The following is a 22166-nucleotide window of genomic DNA, read 5'->3' on the forward strand; positions in this document are numbered from 1 at the left end:
AGCATGTTTACAGGTTGTTCTTCATTCAATCAAGCATTGCCAAACACCTTCAACACATCGTCAGTGACCAATATGAATAGTATGTTTTACGGTTGTAGTTCCTACAACAAAGCATTGCCAAGTGCCTTCAACACGTCGTCAGTAACGAATATGAGTGCCATGTTTACAGGTTGTTCTTCATTCAATCAAGCATTGCCAAACACCTTCAACACATCGTCAGTGACCAATATGAATAGTATGTTTTACGGTTGTAGTACCTACAACAAAGCATTGCCAACTAGCTTCAATACCTCAGCAGTAATCAGTATGCGAAGTATGTTCTCGGGTTGTTCGTCATTCAACCAAGTACTTCCTGAGACCTTTAACACGTCATCTGTAACGGACATGGGTTTGTTATTTTACGATTGTAGTACCTATAACAAGGCTTTACCAAGTTCCTTCAACACGTCGTCGGTGACCAATATGCGGGGTATGTTCTCGGGTTGTTCGTCATTCAACCAAGTGCTTCCTGAGACCTTTAACACGTCATCTGTAACGAATATGAATTCCATGTTTTATAATTGTAGCGCCTATAACAAAGCCTTCCCCAACGCCTTCAATACCCTAGCAGTGACCGATATGCGCTTTATGTTTTCAGGCGCTACCTCCTTCAATCAAAGTTTAGAAACGTGGGGGACAATGCTCAATCCCAACGTGAATTTGAATTACTTTTTAGACAACTGCGGGATGAATGCCACCAACTACGATGCCACACTAAGAGGGTTTAATGCGGGTGGTGTAACGGGGCGAAATATGTATGCTGTTGGGCTAAAATACTGCGATGCGGAAGGGAATAGGGCTAGTTTAATTTCAACAAAAGGCTGGCAAATTTGGGGCGATGAAAATGCGGTTCCAACCAAACCATTCGTAGGGACAATCACACAACCTACTTGCTCGGTCACGACAGGATCGGTGCGCTTGAATAACTTACCATCGGAGGCTTGGACGATCAATCCAGGAGAGATTACTGGCTCAGGATATTCTGGAATTATATCGGGCTTAGGAACAGGAACTTATAATTTTACAGTAACCAGCGCGGCAGGCTGTATTTCAGCCGCCACAAGCAATGTGATCATTGATGCTGCCCCTACTCCTCCATCGGCAGGCATCAGTTACCCAGGCACACCATTTTGCAAAACACTAACCACAGCAGCAGTCACATTGACGGGCACGAGCGGTGGGGCCTACAGTTCAACGGCGGGCCTGTCGATTGATGCCACTACGGGAACAATTAATCCAAGTACTTCTACGGCAGGAGATTATGTGGTTACTTATACAATTCCTGCATCAAGCAATTGTGCAGCGGTGAGTACTACGGCAAACGTGACCATTCTTCCAGCCATTACCTTTACTACCCCCACCGTCACGCAGCCAAGCTGTAGCACGCCTACGGGAACGATTGTGGTCAATGCTACCCCGAGTGGTTCGCTCGAATATAGCATTGATAATGGCAATACGTGGCAAAGTAGTGCGACATTTAGCAACCTAGCAGCGGGTAATTATCGCTTAAAAGCCCGTTTTCAAGCCTTGACTAGCTGCGAAGCTACTTACGGAAGTAATCCAGTAATTCTTACTTCGCCCTTTACGGCCTCGACTACAACCGACACTTGGACGGGCTGCGTTTCAACCGATTGGGCGACGGCGGGCAACTGGCAAGATGGCTCCGTTCCTACCACTAGCGACGACGTGATGATTCCCAATACGACCAACAAACCTGTGATTATGGCAGGGACGGCGGCCGTTGCCAAGACGGTGGAGGTAGCCTCAAGTGCTAGTAGGCTAACGATAAATGCGTCGGGAAGTCTGACCATCAATGGTTCAAAAATCGATTCCGCTCCTTTCACTTTGGCTTTGATAGTGCGTGGTGGCACATTGGTCAACAACGGCTTGCTTGTTCTTGGTAATTTGTCCAGCGTTGGCGACGATGCGGTACTCAACGAGGGTACTTTTACCAATACAGGGGAAATTCGTATTGATCGCTTCTCGCGGGTTGGGTTTTATAATGAGGTTCTGAATTCTGTTAACAATTCGGGCAAAATCCTCATCGGTGCAAGCGCACCCGCGGGTGCGCTTGGGTTAGGCAGTGCGGGTACTTTTACCAACCAATCGGGTGGAGAAATCAACATTAGCCAAACCACATCAACCGCGCTGAGTAGTTCTGGTAATTTTACCAACAGTGGTAAAATCATCTTGGGCGCCAACGGGGCTGTGGGAAGTCGGGGTATTGATTTCAATCCATCAACTAATCTTGCCTTTTCAAATAACAGTGGAGGGGAAATTATCATTGACGGAACTACCCAAAGCGCCATTGGTGTCTCTACTGGCACGTTCATCAATTCCTCCAAAATTACACTGGGGGCTACTGGTAGTATCGGTTTTTTTGGGATTTTTAACAGCGGAGCCTTCAACAATAACGCGGGTGGAGAACTAAGCATCGACCGTTCTACGACAAGTAGTATTTTTAATTATGGCACCATAACCAATAATGCTAAAATAACCATTAATACCAATGCAGGGACCCCCTTTACAGGAATTAACAATCAAGGGAGTTTGACTAACTCAGCTTGTGCTACGCTAGTTGTGGCTGCTCCTATTAGCAATTCCAATACTTTGGCCAATTCGGGTTATTTTAAAGTGGCTACGTTAGCGTCACATACCAATGGAAGCGCAGGTTTGGTTAATAATGGTATCATTGAGTATCCCATTGGGAATCCAATACCCAATGTAGTCAATAATGGAATAATTGCTGCACCTTTTTCGGGCTGTAGTCCAGCGTTGCAAATTGGGAGTAGCAATGTGTTGGGTATAGGCACAGCTTGGTATCAAGAAGCATCTTTAACAACGCCATCGGGGACGTATCAATCAGCGTCCAACACCTTCAGCAGCACGCGCAGTTTTCCAGGGACGTACGTCAATTATTTTTCGGTAAACGATGCGGTCAATAGTTGTTCGTACGTGGCTTCAGTGAGTCAGACGCTGAGCGCACCGCCAACGATTACCACCAGTGCAAGTCCCGCTATTTGCATTGGAGCTAGCTCATTCACACTACCCTACTCAGCCACTTCGGGCACCCCGACAACGTATTCGATTTCGGGGGCAGGCATCACTACGGTGAGTAATGCACCGTTGCCTGCCACGCCTATTGTGGTGAATCTGAGTGAGCCAGCGTCGGGGAGTTTAATAAACTACACGTTGACCGTGAGCAGTTCAAGCTCAGGTTGCACGTCAAATATAATAACGGGTAGTGTAACGGTAAACCCACCTCCGAGTGCGATAATAAGTTATGGCGGAACACCTTACTGCAAAAGTGTGACATCCGCGGTAGTGACATTAACGGGTACGAGCGGTGGCACGTATAGCTCAACGTTGGGCTTGAGTATCGATGCCACTACGGGAACGATTAATCCAAGCACTTCGACCGCAGGGACATACACGGTGACCTATACAATAGCTGCGTCGGGCGGCTGCTCAGCGGTTACGGCGACAGCGAGTGTGACGATCACAACAAGCCCGAGTGCAACAATCGGCTACGGCGGAACGCCCTACTGCAAAAGTGTGACATCTGCGTTGGTGACATTAATGGGTAGTGGCGGTGGAACGTTTAGTTCAACGTTGGGCTTGAGTATCGATGCCACTACAGGGACGATTAATCCAAGCACTTCAACGGCAGGAACTTACACGGTGACCTATACAATAGCTGCGTCTGGCGGCTGCTCGGAGGTTACGGCGACGACGAATGTGGTCATTACCGATGCTCCAAGTGCAACAATCAGCTACGGCGGAACGCCCTACTGCAAAAGTGTGACATCCGCGGCAGTGACCTTAACGGGCAGCGGTGGAACGTTCAGTTCAACGTCAGGTTTGAGTATTGACGCCAATACGGGAACAATTAATCCAAGCACTTCAACGGCAGGAACCTACACGGTGACGTACACAATTCCCGCGTCGGGCGGCTGCTCGGCGGTGAATGCGACGACGAATGTGGTCATTACCGAAGCTCCAAGTGCAACCATCAGCTACGGCGGAACGCCTTATTGCAAAAGTCTGACATCGGGGGCAGTGACCTTAACGGGTAGCGGTGGAACATTCAGTTCGACGTCAGGTTTGAGTATCGATGCCACTACGGGAACAATTAATCCAAGTACTTCAACGGCAGGAACATACACGGTAACGTACACAATTCCCGCGTCGGGCGGTTGCTCGGAGGTGAATGCGACGACGAATGTGGTCATTACCGATGCTCCGAGTGCCACCATCAGCTACGGCGGAACACCTTACTGCAAAAGTGTGACATCTGCGGCAGTGACCTTAACGGGCAGCGGCGGAACGTTCAGTTCAACGTCAGGTTTGAGTATCGATGCCAATACGGGCACGATTAATCCAAGCACTTCGACCGCAGGGACTTACACGGTAACGTACACAATTCCCGCGTCGGGCGGCTGTTCGGCGGTAAGTGCGACGACGAATGTGGTCATTACCGATGCTCCAAGTGCAACCATCAGCTACGGCGGCACACCTTACTGCAAAAGTGTGACATCGGCGGCAGTGACCTTAACGGGTAGCGGTGGAACATTCAGTTCGACGTCAGGTTTGAGTATCGATGCCACTACGGGAACAATTAATCCAAGTACTTCAACGGCAGGAACATACACGGTAACGTACACAATTCCCGCGTCGGGCGGTTGCTCGGAGGTGAATGCGACGACGAATGTGGTCATTACCGATGCTCCGAGTGCCACCATCAGCTACGGCGGAACGCCCTACTGCAAAAGTGTGACATCTGCGACAGTGACATTAACGGGCAGCGGCGGAACGTTCAGTTCAACGTCAGGTTTGAGTATCGATGCCAATACGGGCACGATTAATCCAAGCACTTCGACCGCAGGGACTTACACGGTAACGTACACAATTCCCGCGTCGGGCGGCTGTTCGGCGGTAAGTGCGACGACGAATGTGGTCATTACCGATGCTCCAAGTGCAACCATCAGCTACGGCGGCACACCTTACTGCAAAAGTGTGACATCGGCGGCAGTGACCTTAACGGGCAGCGGCGGGACGTTTAGTTCAACGTCAGGTTTGAGTATCGATGCCACTACGGGAACGATTAATCCAAGCACTTCGACCGCAGGAACTTACACGGTAACGTACACAATTCCCGCGTCGGGCGGCTGCTCAGCGGTTACGGCGACAGCGAGTGTGACGATCACAACAAGCCCGAGTGCAACAATCGGCTACGGCGGAACGCCCTACTGCAAAAGTGTGACATCGGCGGTAGTGACATTAATGGGTAGTGGCGGTGGAACGTTTAGTTCAACGTTGGGCTTGAGTATTGATGCCACTACGGGAACGATTAATCCAAGCACTTCAACGGCTGGAACCTACACGGTGACGTACACAATTCTCGCGTCGGGCGGTTGCTCGGAGGTTACGGCGACTGCGAGTGTGACTATTACAACAAGCCCAAGTGCAATAATAAGTTATGGCGGAACACCTTATTGTAAAAGTGTGACATCTGCGGTAGTTACCTTAACGGGCAGCGGTGGAACATTCAGTTCAACGTCAGGTTTGAGTATCGATGCCACTACAGGGACGATTAATCCAAGCACTTCAACGGCAGGAACTTACACGGTGACCTATACAATAGCTGCGTCTGGCGGTTGCTCGGAGGTTACGGCGACGGCGAGTGTGACGATTACAACAAGCCCAAGTGCAATAATAAGTTATGGCGGAACGCCCTACTGCAAAAGTGTGACATCCGCGGCAGTGACATTAACGGGCAGCGGTGGAACGTTTAGTTCAACGTCAGGTTTGAGTATCGATGCCACTACGGGCACGATTAATCCAAGCACTTCAACGGCAGGGACATACACGGTAACGTACACAATTCCCGCGTCGGGCGGTTGCTCGGAGGTTACGGCGACAGCGAGTGTGGTGATCACAACAAGCCCAAGTGCAACAATAAGCTACGGTGGAACACCTTACTGCAAAAGTGTGACATCGGGGGCAGTGACCTTAACGGGCAGCGGCGGGACGTTTAGTTCAACGTCAGGTTTGAGTATCGATGCCACTACGGGCACGATTAATCCAAGCACTTCAACGGCAGGGACATACACGGTAACGTACACAATTCCCGCGTCGGGCGGCTGCTCGGCGGTTATTGCGACAGCGAGTGTGACGATCACAACAAGCCCGAGTGCAACAATCAGCTACGGCGGAACGCCTTACTGCAAAAGTGTGACATCGGCGGTAGTGACCTTAACGGGCAGCGGCGGAACGTTCAGTTCTACGTCAGGTTTGAGTATCGATGCCAATACAGGGACAATTAATCCAAGCACTTCAACGGCAGGGACTTACACGGTGACGTACACAATTCCCGCGTCTGGCGATTGCTCGGAGGTTACGGCGACTGCGAGTGTGACGATCACAACAAGCCCGAGTGCAATAATAAGTTATGGCGGAACACCTTACTGCAAAAGTGTGACATCTGCGGTAGTGACCTTAACGGGCAGCGGCGGAACGTTCAGTTCAACGTCAGGTTTGAGTATCGATGCCACTACGGGAACGATTAATCCAAGCACTTCGACGGCAGGAACCTACACGGTAACGTACACAATTCCCGCGTCGGGCGGTTGCTCGGCGGTTATTGCGACGACGAATGTGGTCATTACCGAAGCTCCAAGTGCAACCATCAGCTACGGTGGAACGCCTTACTGCAAAAGTGTGACATCGGCGGCAGTGACCTTAACGGGTAGCGGTGGAACGTTCAGTTCTACGTCAGGTTTGAGTATCGATGCCACTACGGGAACGATTAATCCAAGCACTTCGACCGCAGGAACTTACACGGTAACGTACACAATTCCCGCGTCGGGCGGCTGCTCAGCGGTTACGGCGACGGCGAGTGTGGTGATCACAACAAGCCCGAGTGCAATAATAAGCTACGGTGGAACACCTTATTGCAAAAGTGTGACGTCCGCGGCAGTGACATTAACGGGCAGCGGTGGAACGTTTAGTTCAACGTCAGGTTTGAGTATCGATGCCACTACGGGAACGATTAATCCAAGCACTTCAACGGCAGGGACATACACGGTAACGTACACAATTCCCGCGTCGGGCGGTTGCTCGGAGGTTACGGCGACAGCGAGTGTGGTGATCACAACAAGCCCAAGTGCAACAATAAGCTACGGTGGAACACCCTACTGCAAAAGTGTGACATCGGGGGCAGTGACCTTAACGGGCAGCGGCGGGACGTTTAGTTCAACGTCAGGTTTGAGTATCGATGCCACTACGGGCACGATTAATCCAAGCACTTCAACGGCAGGGACATACACGGTAACGTACACAATTCCCGCGTCGGGCGGCTGTTCGGCGGTTACGGCGACAGCGAGTGTGACGATTACAACAAGCCCGAGTGCAACAATAAGCTACGGTGGAACGCCCTACTGCAAAAGTGTGCTATCTGCGGCAGTGACATTAACGGGCAGCGGTGGAACGTTCAGTTCTACGTCAGGTTTGAGTATCGATGCCACTACGGGGACGATTAATCCAAGCACTTCGACTGCAGGGACCTACACGGTAACGTACACAATTCCCGCGTCGGGCGGCTGCTCGGCGGTTACGGCGACAGCGAGTGTGACGATCACAACAAGCCCGAGTGCAACAATCAGCTACGGCGGAACGCCTTACTGCAAAAGTGTGACATCGGCGGTAGTGACCTTAACGGGCAGCGGCGGAACGTTCAGTTCTACGTCAGGTTTGAGTATCGATGCCACTACGGGAACGATTAATCCAAGCACTTCGACGGCAGGAACCTACACGGTAACGTACACAATTCCCGCGTCGGGCGGTTGTTCGGCGGTTACGGCGACTGCAGTCGTAGCTGTTCAAAGTAAACCAACGATTACACTTTTAGCTTTACAACAAACCTTGAACGAGGGCAACAACCCAGTTCTTTGCGACACCGATGCGAATCCTGTGAACGGTTTACAGTTTGGGGTTTCGAGTTCGTGTGTTTCGGGAACCCCCGTTTGGCGAGTACAAGTAGGTACTGGCACATGGAGCAACTGGTCGGCGACAGCCCCAGTTTCCCAATCGTCTAATAACCAATCCCACCGCTATCAAGCGGCTTGCGACGCCAATTGTGCTTCGACTTATTCGGGAGTCATTGAATTGACAATTAATAACCGTGCCTCTGCTCCGCAAAACGTGTCATTGCTCGTGGATGGTGTAACAGTTGCCGTAGGCGAGACGAAGGAAGTGTGTAGTTTGGTGAATATGCCTCTTACATTTAACGCCAATTGCGCCACGGGTGAAGTGATACTTTATTCCGTTGACGGTGGTGAGTACAGCGCGGGCGTACCTGTTGGTTTGGTGGATAACCAATTTCACAATTACCGCGTACGTTGCCGTAAATCGGACGGAACACCATCTTGTGTGGAATCAGAATCGGGAGTAATGCGGTTAAAATTGGTGGTCATACCAGCAGCGCCGACGGTATCATTGTCATCGACAAGCAGTTGTAACTCATCGGCAAGTTTCAGCGGTCAATCGTCTTGCGGAAGTTTGCGCACGGTTTGGTACAATGCCACCACGAACGTTGCTTTGCCAAGTCTTCCCGCTACGGTACCAAGCCAAACGACCTCGTACTACGCTCGTTGTCAAACGGAAAATGGTTGCGTGAGTGAAAAAAGCAACGTAGTGACGTTTACCTTGACCCCAACGCAAGTTGCTCCCGTGATTACAGCCTCGCAAGAGATTGTTTGTACAGGTACAACGGTGACGATTTCAGCCAACTGTCCCGCAGGAAGTCAGACGTTTTGGAACACGGGTGTCACTGCACCAAGTTTTGAGGTAGCGTTTAGCAACGTAACGAAGCAAACGTATTGGGCAAAGTGTCTCTTCGACGGCGGTTGTCAGAGTTCGGAAAGTATTCGCAAGGATATTTATTGGAATGCGTTTGTGGTGACGTTGATAAACATCGGCGAATCAAAATCGGCGGTGAAGCCAGCGAACGACAAGTCATTGTGGACAAGTCAATTCATCACCCGCGACGGTGGTCCAGAATTGGAGCAAAGCACGCAAGTGAATCCGACGTTATTTTACGTAGAAAACGCGAACAAAATGGCACCACGTTATTGGACTATCAACGTAGAAGCCTGCGGATTAAGTACCGATGGTTCATTGACCTTTGACATGTTAGCGACGCCAGAAATGGGCGTAATTCGTTCCTTCAACACGCACGAGAACAACGCGCCGTATTTTATGTATGCCAACCGCGAAGGCTGGACAGAATTGTACGGACAAAACCATCCAGCCTACGGTTTTTACCAAGACAATGGATCGGGCGGTAACGTATATGACGCAGGGTTACCCAAAGGCTTGTACAAGTTAGGCATTCGTTACTGGGACCAGAAGGGCTGGGGCAGCATCTATCCTGCAACGCGTCAACCGCAAGGCAATGTGCTGGCGTATCAAGAATATTGGTTCAGAATCCAATCGAAAGATGGAGTAGGCGTGGGAGCAGCGAGGACAGCGGATAGCGAAGAGGCAAAAAACAAAGGGCAAGGGGCAAATGGCAAATGGCAAGGTTCGGATAACGGACAACCGATAACGGAGAACGGCGTCTTCGCCACCGTTCTCCCCAACCCTGTCACCAACATTCTCCGCCTTAAAATCCAAGAGAGCAAAGGGCAAGTGGTGCAAGCTGCGTTGACGGATGGAACAGGTCGGGAAGTTTTGTGTCGCCAATTTGTACCCGAAACCAACACGCACCAAGAAGAGTTTGGGGTGAGTGAGTTGCCGACGGGGATTTACTTCTTGAAGGTGACGACCGCTGACCAGCAGGCGACGCTGAAGGTGGTGAAAGTGCAGTAGTGTCTTACTTTTAGATAAAAATGAGCTACTTGGGGTTATTCTCAAGTAGCTCATTTTTTTAGTATAGATAGCCAACAATAATTATCTTTGCTACTGATGATTGGTTGTTTGATTTTACCAAGTGATGCTTTCCATATGAATATTTTTTTGAACTCAATATCAAAATATATACCAATAAATTGTGCCTTTTTGGTGTTGTTTTTAGGGAGTTTGGTTTCTTTTGCGCAGCAAAAAACAACAATTGAAGAACAGAAGAAAGCACATTGGTACTTCGATAAAGCGGAATGGTTCAGATACGAACCGCAGTTTAACTACGATAGTACTCTTTTTTATGCAAAAAAAGGGCTTAGCGTTTTGGAGAAACAATCAAGGAAGCCGTACGCACAATTGATTGAGGCGTATTTAAAACTTGCTTCTTATGAGCTCATACCCGCCCAAAAAGATAGCGCATTGCTGTATGCAGAAAAATACAGTAAAATGGTAAATGATAATGTGTTAAAATACAGGGTGTTGTATAGGATATCGGACAGGGGGTGGGCTGGTTATAAAACCCAAGATAGAGATGTATTTAAGGAAGCCAATGAGCTGATTGAAGATAATACTGACCCCGCCATCAAAGCTGAATATGAACTTGGGTTAGGTGGTTACTACGCAAAATCAACGGACGGCAGGGATTTTGGTCAAACCTGTTTGCTCAGAAGCCTTACTTATTACTTGACAAAAGAGGATAAGTTATCGTTGCAGCGGAGGGCTTCAATTTACATGAGCCTTCATAACCTGAAATTTGTGGAGAACCAAATGGACTCGGCCAAACTATACCTTGAGAAAATTGAACCGTTATTGCCAGAAGTGCCTTTAATGCTTCAGTTGAGTTATTTGGGGATACGGGTCAATTATCATAAAACACTGAAGCAATTGGGAACTGCTCAGGCTTATGCAAGTGAGTATTTGAGATTAGTGGAAAAATACAAACTTCAAAACTCCCATCATGGGCAAATGGGGCTGTTCAATTTGGGGCATATTTATTTTTTAAGAGGAAACAACGATGAGGCGATTGCTTACTACAAGCGAGCGTTAGCCCTTGGAGAATCGTTGAATATTCATTCGACGGATTACGATATTTGGCACTATACTGCCAACGCTTACGAGAAAAAAGGGGATTTCAAAAATGCGTATGAAGCGCAGAAGAAATTTCTTGAAGAAGCCGTTAAACGTTTAGATGTTAATCATCACAACGCTGTAAAGGAGCTTGAAATACAGTATAGCTTGAAAGAAAAAGAACAAACTCAGATAAAACAAGCTTTTGAACGTAAAATACTGATTGCCTCGGTTTGCTTATTAGTGATTTTGGTCTTTTTACTGGCTTTTTTTTACGCAAAAAGCCGAAGGGCTCAACGAATCATTGCGCAACAATCGGCTGCCCTTCACGAATTGGATGCGGTTAAATCACGTTTTTTTGCGAATGTTTCGCATGAATTACGTACGCCACTTACCCTCATACTTGCCCCTTTAAGTACGATGCTGAAAAGCGGAACTCTGGATGCACTTAACAATTCTCTAGCTAGTTTGATACGGCAAAATGCCGAAAGCCTTTTGAAACTGGTCAATGAAATTTTGGATTTGAACAAACTAGAAGTGGGTAAGTTAGAGGTGCGAGAAGAATCGGTCGTGCTCTATAATTTTATCCGCCGAGTTACAGCCAATTTTGAATCAGCGGCTACTGCGCGGCATATTCGTTTTACGTTTAACTATGCTATTGATCGGTATTTGCAACTTTTGGTAGATAAAGATAAAGTACAAAAAATACTGAACAATTTATTGTCTAATGCCATTAAGTTTACGCCTGAAAATGGAGAAATTGCAGTCACTGTTGAGGAGCATCATCATCAAATTTGTATTAAAGTAAAGGATACGGGTCGAGGCATCCATCCCGAGGATTTGCCCCGCATTTTTGAGCGATTTTACCAATCCAACCGAGCCAATGCGCTTGTGGAGGGGGGGACGGGAATCGGGCTTTCATTGTCGGTTGAATTAGCCAAACTGATGAACGGGGAGTTGAAAGTAGAAAGCAAGTTGATGGAAGGGTCAGAGTTTTCGTTTTATTTCCCCAAAAGAGAAGTACTAACAACACTAACGAATGCCGACGCCGAAGAAATAAATCACCAAGTGCTCTACAAAGAAGAAATAGGTTTGGCGGGAGTTGAATTAGCGTCGGAGTCTATGCAAGAGCCCAAAGCCACCATTCTAATTGTGGAAGATAATCAAAGCTTACGAGCCTATTTGGTGCTGATTTTGCAGGATAAATACACGGTCATAAAAGCAGAAAATGGCCAAGTAGCTTTGGAATTACTAAAAAAAGGCCTCCGACCCTCCCTTATTTTAACAGATGTAATGATGCCAGTGCTCAATGGGTATCAATTGGTCAATATACTTAAATCTGACGATGAGCTCTGTTCGATACCTGTCATTATGCTAACAGCCCGCGCTGAAATGCAGGATAAACTCAAAGCGCTGCGGATTGGGGTGGATGATTACTTGACTAAACCGTTTGAGGAAGAAGAACTTCTTGTCCGAATGAATAACCTTTTGCAGTATGCACAAAAACGGTCGAGCGATAATTTGGTGGTTGAGAAAGTAGAGGTTTTGTTGGATCGTGGTCCCGAAACCGACTTGACACCTGTCGTTTCGGTGAGTGACATGGCGTGGTTAGCGCAATTGGAGAGTCGGGTGAAACTACACCTCAATGAAACGGATTATTCGGTGGAACGCATGGCTGATGATATGGCACTAAGTCGTACGCAGTTGTTCCGAAAACTTAAAAACTTAACAGGCCATTCTCCCCAGCAGTACCTGCAAGAAGTACGGTTGCAACAAGCGTTGTATTTGCTTGAAACGAAGCAAGCGCAGTCTGTCAAAGCAGTTTGCTATGCGGTGGGGTTGTTGCAGGTGAAGCATTTTTCACAACTGTTCCATCGCCGTTTTGGCAAATTACCCTCTGCTTATTTGTAGGTTTTCCGTAGGGTGCAACATTCGTGTACCCTATTTGCAACATTGCTATCCCCTCTGAAACCTACGTGTACCGTTGTTGCAACATGGCTTTGCGAGCCGCCTTCTTTCTTTGTGACTGTTCATATTTTGCCTTACTCAAAATGAAAAGTCATTTACTTTTTCGATGCTCACTGCTTCTAATGAGCAGTATATTCTCGCTACTTATTGGAGGGAACAGTTATGCTCAAACCATTCGCTACGTGAAGGAAGGAGGCACTGGAGATGGTTCTTCGTGGGCCAATGCCTCAGGCGATTTACAGGCGATGATTAATGCCTCGGCTGATGGCGAGCAAGTATGGGTTGCCGCAGGGACCTACAAGCCCACCACGGCAACAGCCAATGTGGGTATTACCTTTGCTTTGAAAAACGGCGTGAAGCTCTTGGGTGGGTTTCCTGCTACCAACAACCCCACGTTAGCCGACAGAAACTGGGTACTTAATCCGACCATTTTGAGCGGTAATATTGGAAATGTTAACGACGAAAAAGATAACGCATTTCATGTCGTCTCCATCCTTGATATTGGAGGTAGTTCTCCAAACCCGACGACGCTTGACGGGTTCATCATTTCGGATGGCTATGCAGATGATAGAAATGACGTTAATAATTCATATAATTCAGGAGGTGGTATTTACATTTATGGTAACTCACCCGTTATTCAAAACTGTATTCTGAAAAATAATTTTGGAAGACTCGTTGGTGGGATGGGGGTAGCCTTTTCTAATCCGACGATTTCCAACTGCCAATTTTACAATAATCGCGGTGCCACTTCGGCTATTAAGTTTGAAAATTCATCCCCCAACCTAAAAAACAGTACACTCCACAGTGCTACTACCCGTCTCATTGAGAGTGCAACGGGTGGGAGTGTTACCATCGCCAATTGTATCATTTGGGGGAATGATGCCCCAGTAGCCAATACGGGAGGAGGCACTGGTATTAGTTATTCAATCGTTCAGGGGGGGTATGCTGGAACGGGAAATCGCAGTACTGACCCAGATTTTTTAGATGCCGCCAATGGAAATTTCAACGTAAGTCCTTTTTCGTGTGCCATTGATGGCGGAACAAATTCGGCTGTCGTTTCGGGAGAAACGGATTTTGATAAAAACCCGCGTATCTATAACAACGGCACGGTCGATATGGGTGCATACGAGTACCAAGGTGCACGACAAATCGTATCACCCATCATAACCACTAACAACGCCCTTCATTTTGACGGGACCAATGATTATGTCAGTTTGGCACCCGTAAGCCCCGTTAATTGTACCTCAGCTACCCTTACCCTCAGCGATGCCCTTACCATTGAGTATTGGTTCAAAGGGACCAATATCCAGTCGGCGGTGCGTTTTCAAAGCGGTGCTAACTACATCAGTTCGGGTTGGGGGACGGCTGGTAACTTTAAGCACATTCTCTCCAATAGCGGAGGTACCGACGGGGTAGCCGTAGGGTCAGCTGCTACCGATGGCAATTGGCATCACGTGGCCGTGACTTGGCAAAAGGGAGCTGTTAATGGTTTCAAATCGTACCTAGATGGCCAATTGGTAGAGCAAAAAAATGCCACAAATACCGATTTGCCTTCTTTTAGTGCTGGTTTGTCTTTGGGCTCGTTGAATGGAGCAGGTGAATTTATGAACGGTAGCTTAGACGAAGTAAAAGTTTGGAACGTAGTCAGAACGCAAGCGGAGATACAGGCGGGGCAATGTGGTAATTTATCGCTCCCTCAAACGGGTTTATTGATGTATTATCAATTTAACCACGGTGCTGTCAACGGCACCAACGCAAACGTGAAGAAGTTGACTAATCTTGCCGACCCTAACAATACTTATATAGGTACGTTGAATGGTTTTGCGTTGGATGGAAGTACCTCGAACTGGGTAGCTGCTCCGACAGGTCCCCCTATACGTTATGTCAAACCAGGAGGTACGGGCGATGGAAGTGATTGGGCAAATGCTTCGGGGAATCTACAAGCGATGATTGGTGCTAGCTGTGTGCAACAAGTGTGGGTGGCCGCAGGGACGTACAAGCCCAGTAGCTCGCCAGGATGTACTAATTGTGACACCAACCGTGACTATTATTTTTTACTCAAAAATGGAGTGAAATTGTACGGAGGGTTTGCAGGAAACGAAACGTCGGTAAATGACCGAAACATCGTAGCCAATCCTACCATTTTGAGCGGCGACCTTTTGGGAAACGACGGGGCTAATTTTGCCAATGCCGATGATAATACGTATCACGTAGTGGTCGCTACTTTCTCGAATACCACTCCTACCATAGAATTGGACGGTTTCACCATTGCGGGAGGAAATGCAACGGGAAGTTTTTCGGTAACAATTAATGGTCAATCAGTCAGTCGTAGTGAGGGGGGCGGGATGTACATTTTTGGTGGAACCACCACCTTGAAAAATAACACCATTACCAAAAATCAATCGTCAAATGGCGGTGGTATTTACACAAAAGATAGCAACATCACGCTAGAAAGTAATACCATTTCGGAAAATCAATCGTCAAATAACGGAGGAGGTGGCTACATTTACAACGGCACTAATACGCTGGTCAATAACCTCGTTGTGGGCAATTCTTCCCGAGATGGGGGCGGTTTACATACCTTCTTTGGGGGAGGAGTGTTGTTGGTTAACAATACATTTACGGGCAATAGCGCCAACAGCGGTGGAGCACTTCGGACCTTCTCCACTAACATGACCTTGACCAACAATATCCTTTGGGGAAATAGCAACGGTACCAATGAAATTGTGCAAATCGGTGGTACTGTCAGTGTGGCCAACTCAATCGTGCAGGGAGGCTATGTAGGGAACGGGAATTTAAACATTGACCCACTGTTTGTGGCTCCTTCCGACGGTAACTTTCGCCTGCAAGCGCAGTCTTGTGCCATCAACACAGGGGACAATGGCAGTGTGCTTTCGGGAATGACCACTGACCGAGCAGGGGCTACTCGTATTTTCAATGGAGGTACGGTGGACTTGGGAGCGTTTGAGTTTCAAGGGAATAAGCAGAGCTCCACTTTTAATCTACCTGCCGTCACTACCAACAACGCGCTGAATTTTGACGGCAGCAACGACTTTGTAAGTATTTCTACAACCAATGCGGCCAACTGTACGCCTGTACCTTTGAACCTTGGAGATAACTTTACCATTGAATACTGGTTCAAAGGCTCAGACATTCGTTCGGCGGTGTTTCTTAAAGCGGGAAATCAGTTTATCAGTTCGGGTTATGGCTCAGCGGGTAGTTATACCCATACCATTGGTTTTGGAGGAAGTAGTGTTGGCGTATCGGTAGGCCAGGCTGCTACCGACGGAAATTGGCACCACATTGCGATGACATGGCAAAGATTCGACCAAAACGGCTTTAAATCGTATTTGGACGGGGAATTGGTCGAACAAAAATTTGGGATGGCTTATCCGCTGACCGCCTTTGACACAGGTCTGACGTTAGGAAATAACAACGGTTCTTCTTCAACGCCAGAGTACACAAATGGTAGTATTGATGAGCTAAGAATTTGGAATGTTGCTCGAACGCAAGTAGAGATACAGGCAGGGCTGTGCGGTAGTTTATCCCTTCCCCAAACGGGTTTGTTGATGTACTATCAATTTGACCACGGGGGTGCCAACGGCAATAATACGAATATTTCAAAGCTGGCTAATGCGGCCGACCCCAACGTGTATGCGGGTACGTTGAACGGTTTTGCCCTAAACGGAAGCACATCGAACTGGGTCGCGGCCAAACCGACGTCCGCTATTCGCTATGTCAAAGCAGGAGCATCAGGGTCGGGGAGTTCGTGGGCCGACGCCTCAGGAAATTTGCAAGCGATGATTAATGCCAATTGCGTGGAACAAGTATGGGTGGCAGCTGGTACCTACAAGCCAGGTACTTCTCGCTCGGAATCTTTTGTCATGAAAGCTGGGGTGAAAATTTATGGTGGTTTCCCTGCAATAGGTACTCCGACTTTTGCAGATCGCAATTGGAAAACAAATGTTACTGTTCTTAGTGGCGACCTGAACGGGGATGATGTAATAACGGGAAGTGGTAGTTCGTTAAATATCTCCAATACAGCGGAAAATAGCTTCTATGTGGTCAAAAATGATAACAATGGACTCACAAGCACGGCAGTTTTGGATGGATTTACCATAACGGGAGGAAACGCTAACGCTTCCTCAACTGACGCTGGTGGAGGTTTGTTTATTGGGTTATCTTCTCCAACGTTGGAAAACCTCCTAATTACCGCCAACAGCGCATCAAATGGTGCAGGAGCGTTTATTGCCAATTCGTCAAGTAGTTTAACCAATGTTTCATTTGTGAAAAACAAAGCAGAGCTTGACGGCGGGGGAGTTTATCTTCTGGGAGCCACTCCTACCTTTATTAATGCGCTATTTTGGGGCAACTCAGCCGTTCAGGGAGGGGGAGGTTTGGTCAGGTTTTCCAATGCAAACTTCAACCACGTAACAATGGCTGGAAATGCAACCACCGATGGTGGAGGCGAAATGATGACTATAAGCTCAGCGCCAACGATAAAAAATTCAATCATTTGGGGACAAAATACGGGTATAAGTATTGGCTCGGGCTTGCCAGTGGTTACATATTCCATCATCAAAGGGGGCTTTTCGGGTACAGGCAATAAGGGTGCCGACCCATTGTTTGTGAATGTCCCCAACGGAGATTTGGGTTTGCAAGCTTGTTCGCCCGCTATCAATGCAGGTGATAATGCGGGTGCGGCCGTAACCGATATGGCAGGTAATCCGCGTATTGTGGGCGGAAAAGTGGACATGGGTGCGTATGAATATCAGTTGGCTCTGCCAGCAGCAATTACCCCGTCTGTCAGCGTAACTCACCCGACTACGTGCGGGGGGGGCAATGGTAGCATTGTGCTGGGTGGGTTCCTAAATGCTACCACGTATAGCGTGACGTATAAAAAGAATAATGTGGAGGTTGCCGCGGCCAATTTTACCTCCAATGGCAGTGGAGTAATTACGCTTACGGGGTTAGGGGCAGGAAATTATACCGAGATAGTGGCTACCTATGGAGCCTGTGTAACAAATGCCGTTTCAACGACACTGAACGACCCCAGCAAGCCAATCGCACTGATTACAGGTACAGCCTTGGTATGTCTAAACGGTCCTTCGCCGAGCATTACATTTACGGGGCAAAACGGGATAACTCCCTACACGTTTACGTATAAGGTTAATGAAGGTGCACCGCAAACTGTACAAACATCAGGAAGCAATAATAGCGTTGTCGTTCCCGTTCCAACCAATGTTTCGGGGGTGGTTAGTTTTACATTGGAATCGGTATCAAATCCAACTAATTGTAGTCAAGCACAAACAGGTAGCGCGACGGTGACGGTACAAGGCAAACCGACGATTACGTTGACGACGTTGCAACAAACGTTGAACGAAGGCAATGCTCAAACCTTCTGCGATACCGATGCAAATCCTGTTAACGGTTTACAGTTTAATGTTACGGGTTTGTGTATGGTGGGTAATCCCGTTTGGCGAGTACAAGTAGGTACTGGCGCATGGAGCAACTGGTCGGCGACAGCCCCAGTTTCCCAATCATCTAATAACCAACCCCACCGCTACCAAGCGGCCTGCGATGCGAACTGTTCTGTGACCTACACGAGTCCGATTGAATTGACAATTAATAACCGAGCTTCCATTCCTCAAAATGTTTCTTTATTGGTGGACGGTGTGACAGTTGCCGTAGGCGAGACGAAGGAAGTGTGTAGTTTGGTGACTACTAGCCTAACTTTTAATGCGAACTGTGCCACGGGCGAAGTGATTCTTTATTCCGTCGATGGTGGCGAATACAGCGCGGGCGTACCCGTAGGCTTGGTGGACAATCAGTTTCACAACTACCGCGTACGTTGCCGCAAATCAGACGGCACGCCATCGTGTGTGGAGTCAGAGTCTGGGGTAATGCGGTTAAAATTGGTCGTAATTCCAGCAGCGCCGACGGTATCATTGTCATCGACAAGCAGTTGTAACCCATCGGCGAGTTTCAGTGGACAATCAACGTGTGGCAGTTTGCGAACAGTTTGGTACAATGCCACCACGAACGTTGCTTTGCCAAGCTTACCTTCGACCGTACCAAGCCAGACAACTTCCTATTACGCTCGTTGTCAGACGGAAAATGGTTGTGTGAGTGAAAAGAGCAACGTGGTGACGTTTACGTTAACCCCAACGCAAGTTGCGCCCGTGATTACGATTTCGCAAGAGATAGTTTGTACGGGGACGACTGTTCGAGTATCGGCCAACTGTCCCGCAGGAAGTCAGACGTTTTGGAACACGGGCGTCACTGCGCCAAGTTTCGAGGTAGCTTTCAATAATGTGACGAAGCAAACCTACTGGGCAAAGTGTCTTTTTGACGGTGGCTGTCAAAGTGCCGAAAGTGTCCGCAAGGATATTTATTGGAATGCGTTTGTGGTGACGTTGATTAACATTGGTGAATCAAAATCAGCCATCAAAACCAATGACCGCGCGGCGTGGCGTAGTCAGTTTATCACGCGTGATGGTGGCCCTGAGTTGGAGCAAAGCACGCAGGTAAATCCAACTTTGTATTACGTAGAAAATGCCAATAAGACAGCCCCACGCTACTGGACAATAAATGTTGAAGCCTGTGGATTAAGTGCCGATGGCTCGTTGACGTTCGATATGTTGGTGACGCCCGAGACTGGCGTAATTCGTTCCTTCAACACGCACGAGAATAACACACCCTACTTTATGTATGCCAACCGTGATGGCTGGACGGAATTGTATGCGCAAAACCATCCAGCCTACGGTTTTTACCAAGACAATGGAGCGGGGGGTAACGTATATGATGCAGGGTTACCCAAAGGATTGTACAAGTTAGGCATTCGTTACTGGGACCAAAAGGGGTGGGGCAGCATTTACCCCTCTACCCGCAAACCACAGGGTAATGTGTTGACTTACCAAGAATACTGGTTCCGTATCCAGTCGAAAGATGGGGTAGGCGTAGGTGCAGCGAGATCAGCAGTGAGCGAAGAGGCAAATGGCAAAGGGCAAGGAGCAAGAGGCGAAGGGCAAGAGGCAAATGGCAAATGGCAAGGTTCGGATAACGGACAACCGATAACGGATAACGGCGCTTTCGCGACCGTTCTCCCCAACCCCGTCACCAACATCCTTCGCTTGAAAGTGCAAGATAGCAAGGGGCAAACAGTGCAAGCTGCGTTAACGGATGCTTCGGGTCGGGAAGTTTTACGTCGCCAATTTGTGCCCGAAACCAACACCCACCAAGAAGAATTTGGGGTGCGTGAGTTGCCGATGGGAATATACTTCTTGAAGGTCTCGACGGAGATGCAACAAGCTACTTTGAAAGTGGTGAAGGTAGAATAGTTTTTGCCAGCAAAAGCCATGACAAGGGAATCCAATTAAGTTTGGGTTCCCTTTTTTGTAAATAAAAAGCACCTAAAAAGAATATGGTATATCTTTGTAGGTCTATGCAAGGATATAAAAATGAAACTCAAAACCCTAATAAACGTTAGCTTGCTTTTTTTACTTGGTAGTTTGTCGGTAAATGCGCAATATGAGCGCTTTTTACACAAAGACTACCGAGGACGAGCTAAAGAGTGGGGGAATTTTTGGGCTGAAAAAACCGTCAATGTCCAATACGATTCGGCGTTGTTTTTTAAAGAACTTTTGGGGATTCGCCAACTAGCGATAGCTCATAAAGACGAAGGCTTAGAAATGGATACGTACATGGGGGAGTTGAGTTTTTTTCTGTACCGAACAAAGTATTCTGACCAATTAGCGCTCAGCGTTTTAAACCGTACGTTGAAGATTGCCCAACAAAAAAGATTACTGCAAGAAGCCTCCGTAGAAAAGCATTTTGGTGTGACGTATTTTTATCGGATTAAAAACTACGAATTGGCTTTTGAACATTTTTTGCGCATGTATGAACTGGTCAAAAACGTAAGTAAACGTACCTTTCCTGATAAAACCAATTGCCTCAAAGAGTTAGCCTCTGCTTATTACTATTTCGACGACTATCCCAAAACCATTGAGTTAGCAAAAGCATCCATTCAAAGTGAGTTAGAGGCGGGAGAAACGGCGCATTTGTGCCGAAATTATGGATTGCTGGGGATTTGTTTCCGAAAACAAAATCAATTGGATTCGTCTGATTATTATTTTAAGGTTTCATTGCAAGCTTCTATTAGTCAGCGAGATACGTCGTGGTTGGGAGTCAGTTACGGTGAGCTCGGTTTGAATGCTTTTACCAGAAAAAACTACGCACAAGCCGAGGCGCTTCTTCGTCGGTCACTTTCGATGGTTAAATTAAAAGAAGAATGGCAAATGGTGGTAAAGGTACAGACAGCACTGGGGGCGATTGCGCTCTTAAAAGGCAAAGACAAGGAAGCCCAACTACTGTTGTTGGAAGCTAAAAAATATGCCGATATTCAACGAGAATTTGAGCTGTATAACGTAGTTTATCCGTGGCTACTGAAATTATATGTTCAAACGGGTCAGCCGCAATTGGCCATGATGTATTCCGATTCGGCAGACTGGGTGAAGGACAGTTTGCAACGACAATTTAGTGCGCGAAAAATCTTACGAGCCGTGCAAGCCAATCAGCTACGCCAGCATCGTGCGGAAATGACTAGCATCGAAACCCAACGTGCCTTAAAAGAAAAAGAGCGAAATGGCGTATTGCTGCTGCTGTTGATTGGCTTTGCATTGGCGGTTTACGTTTATCAAAATCAACGAAAAAACCACCTGCAAGATCAATTGATTTCGGTACAGCAACTGCAAATAAAAGAACAAGAGCTTGGAATAGCCAAGCAGCAACTGCAACATTTTACGCAGCGTGTTTTGGAGAAAAACGAATTCATTGAGCAGTTACAAGGAGCAACGATTTTGACCGACGAGCAATGGGAGGATTTTCGTGCGCTTTTTGAGAAAGTCCACGGAGGGTATTTGCGTCGGGTGAAGGAGAAATTTCCGACGCTTACCCCTGCCGAAATTCGTTTTATTGCTTTGGCAAAATTGCAATTGTCCACCAAAGAAATGGCCAGCATGTTGGGGGTTTCCCCCGTGAGTGTGCGCTCTACTTGGTCGCGTTTACGTAAAAAAGTGCAGCTTCCCGAAGAAGAAAGCCTAGAAAAATGGCTCGAAATGATGGGCGAATAGACCCGTTTTTATTCCTTCGTACTGTCTCCTCAGAAGACGACTACTTTTGCTCTTTTCCTA

At 47.7% G+C, this 22166-nt stretch carries 4 protein-coding genes; all 4 read left to right on the forward strand.

Features of this window, described 5'->3' with window-relative positions:
• Positions 1–3 precede the first annotated feature (3 nt).
• Positions 4–9909 (forward strand): BspA family leucine-rich repeat surface protein, encoded by a 9906-nt coding sequence (locus FHS57_RS30680; RefSeq protein ID WP_229601502.1) that lies wholly within the window; start codon positions 4–6, stop codon positions 9907–9909.
• Positions 9910–10263: 354 nt separating this feature from the next.
• Entirely contained in the window at positions 10264–12918 is a 2655-nt protein-coding gene (locus FHS57_RS30685) for an ATP-binding protein (RefSeq protein ID WP_221225779.1), read from the forward strand.
• A 179-nt stretch (positions 12919–13097) separates the two neighbouring features.
• Entirely contained in the window at positions 13098–20315 is a 7218-nt protein-coding gene (locus tag FHS57_RS30690; protein WP_183980477.1) for a LamG-like jellyroll fold domain-containing protein, read from the forward strand.
• A gap of 120 nt (positions 20316–20435) precedes the next feature.
• Positions 20436–22106, forward strand: coding sequence for a helix-turn-helix transcriptional regulator (locus FHS57_RS30695; protein ID WP_183980479.1), 1671 nt, complete (start codon positions 20436–20438; stop codon positions 22104–22106).
• Positions 22107–22166 lie beyond the last annotated feature (60 nt).

The organism is Runella defluvii, assembly GCF_014195535.1.
In the GTDB taxonomy this organism is placed as follows: Bacteria; Bacteroidota; Bacteroidia; order Cytophagales; family Spirosomataceae; genus Runella; species Runella defluvii.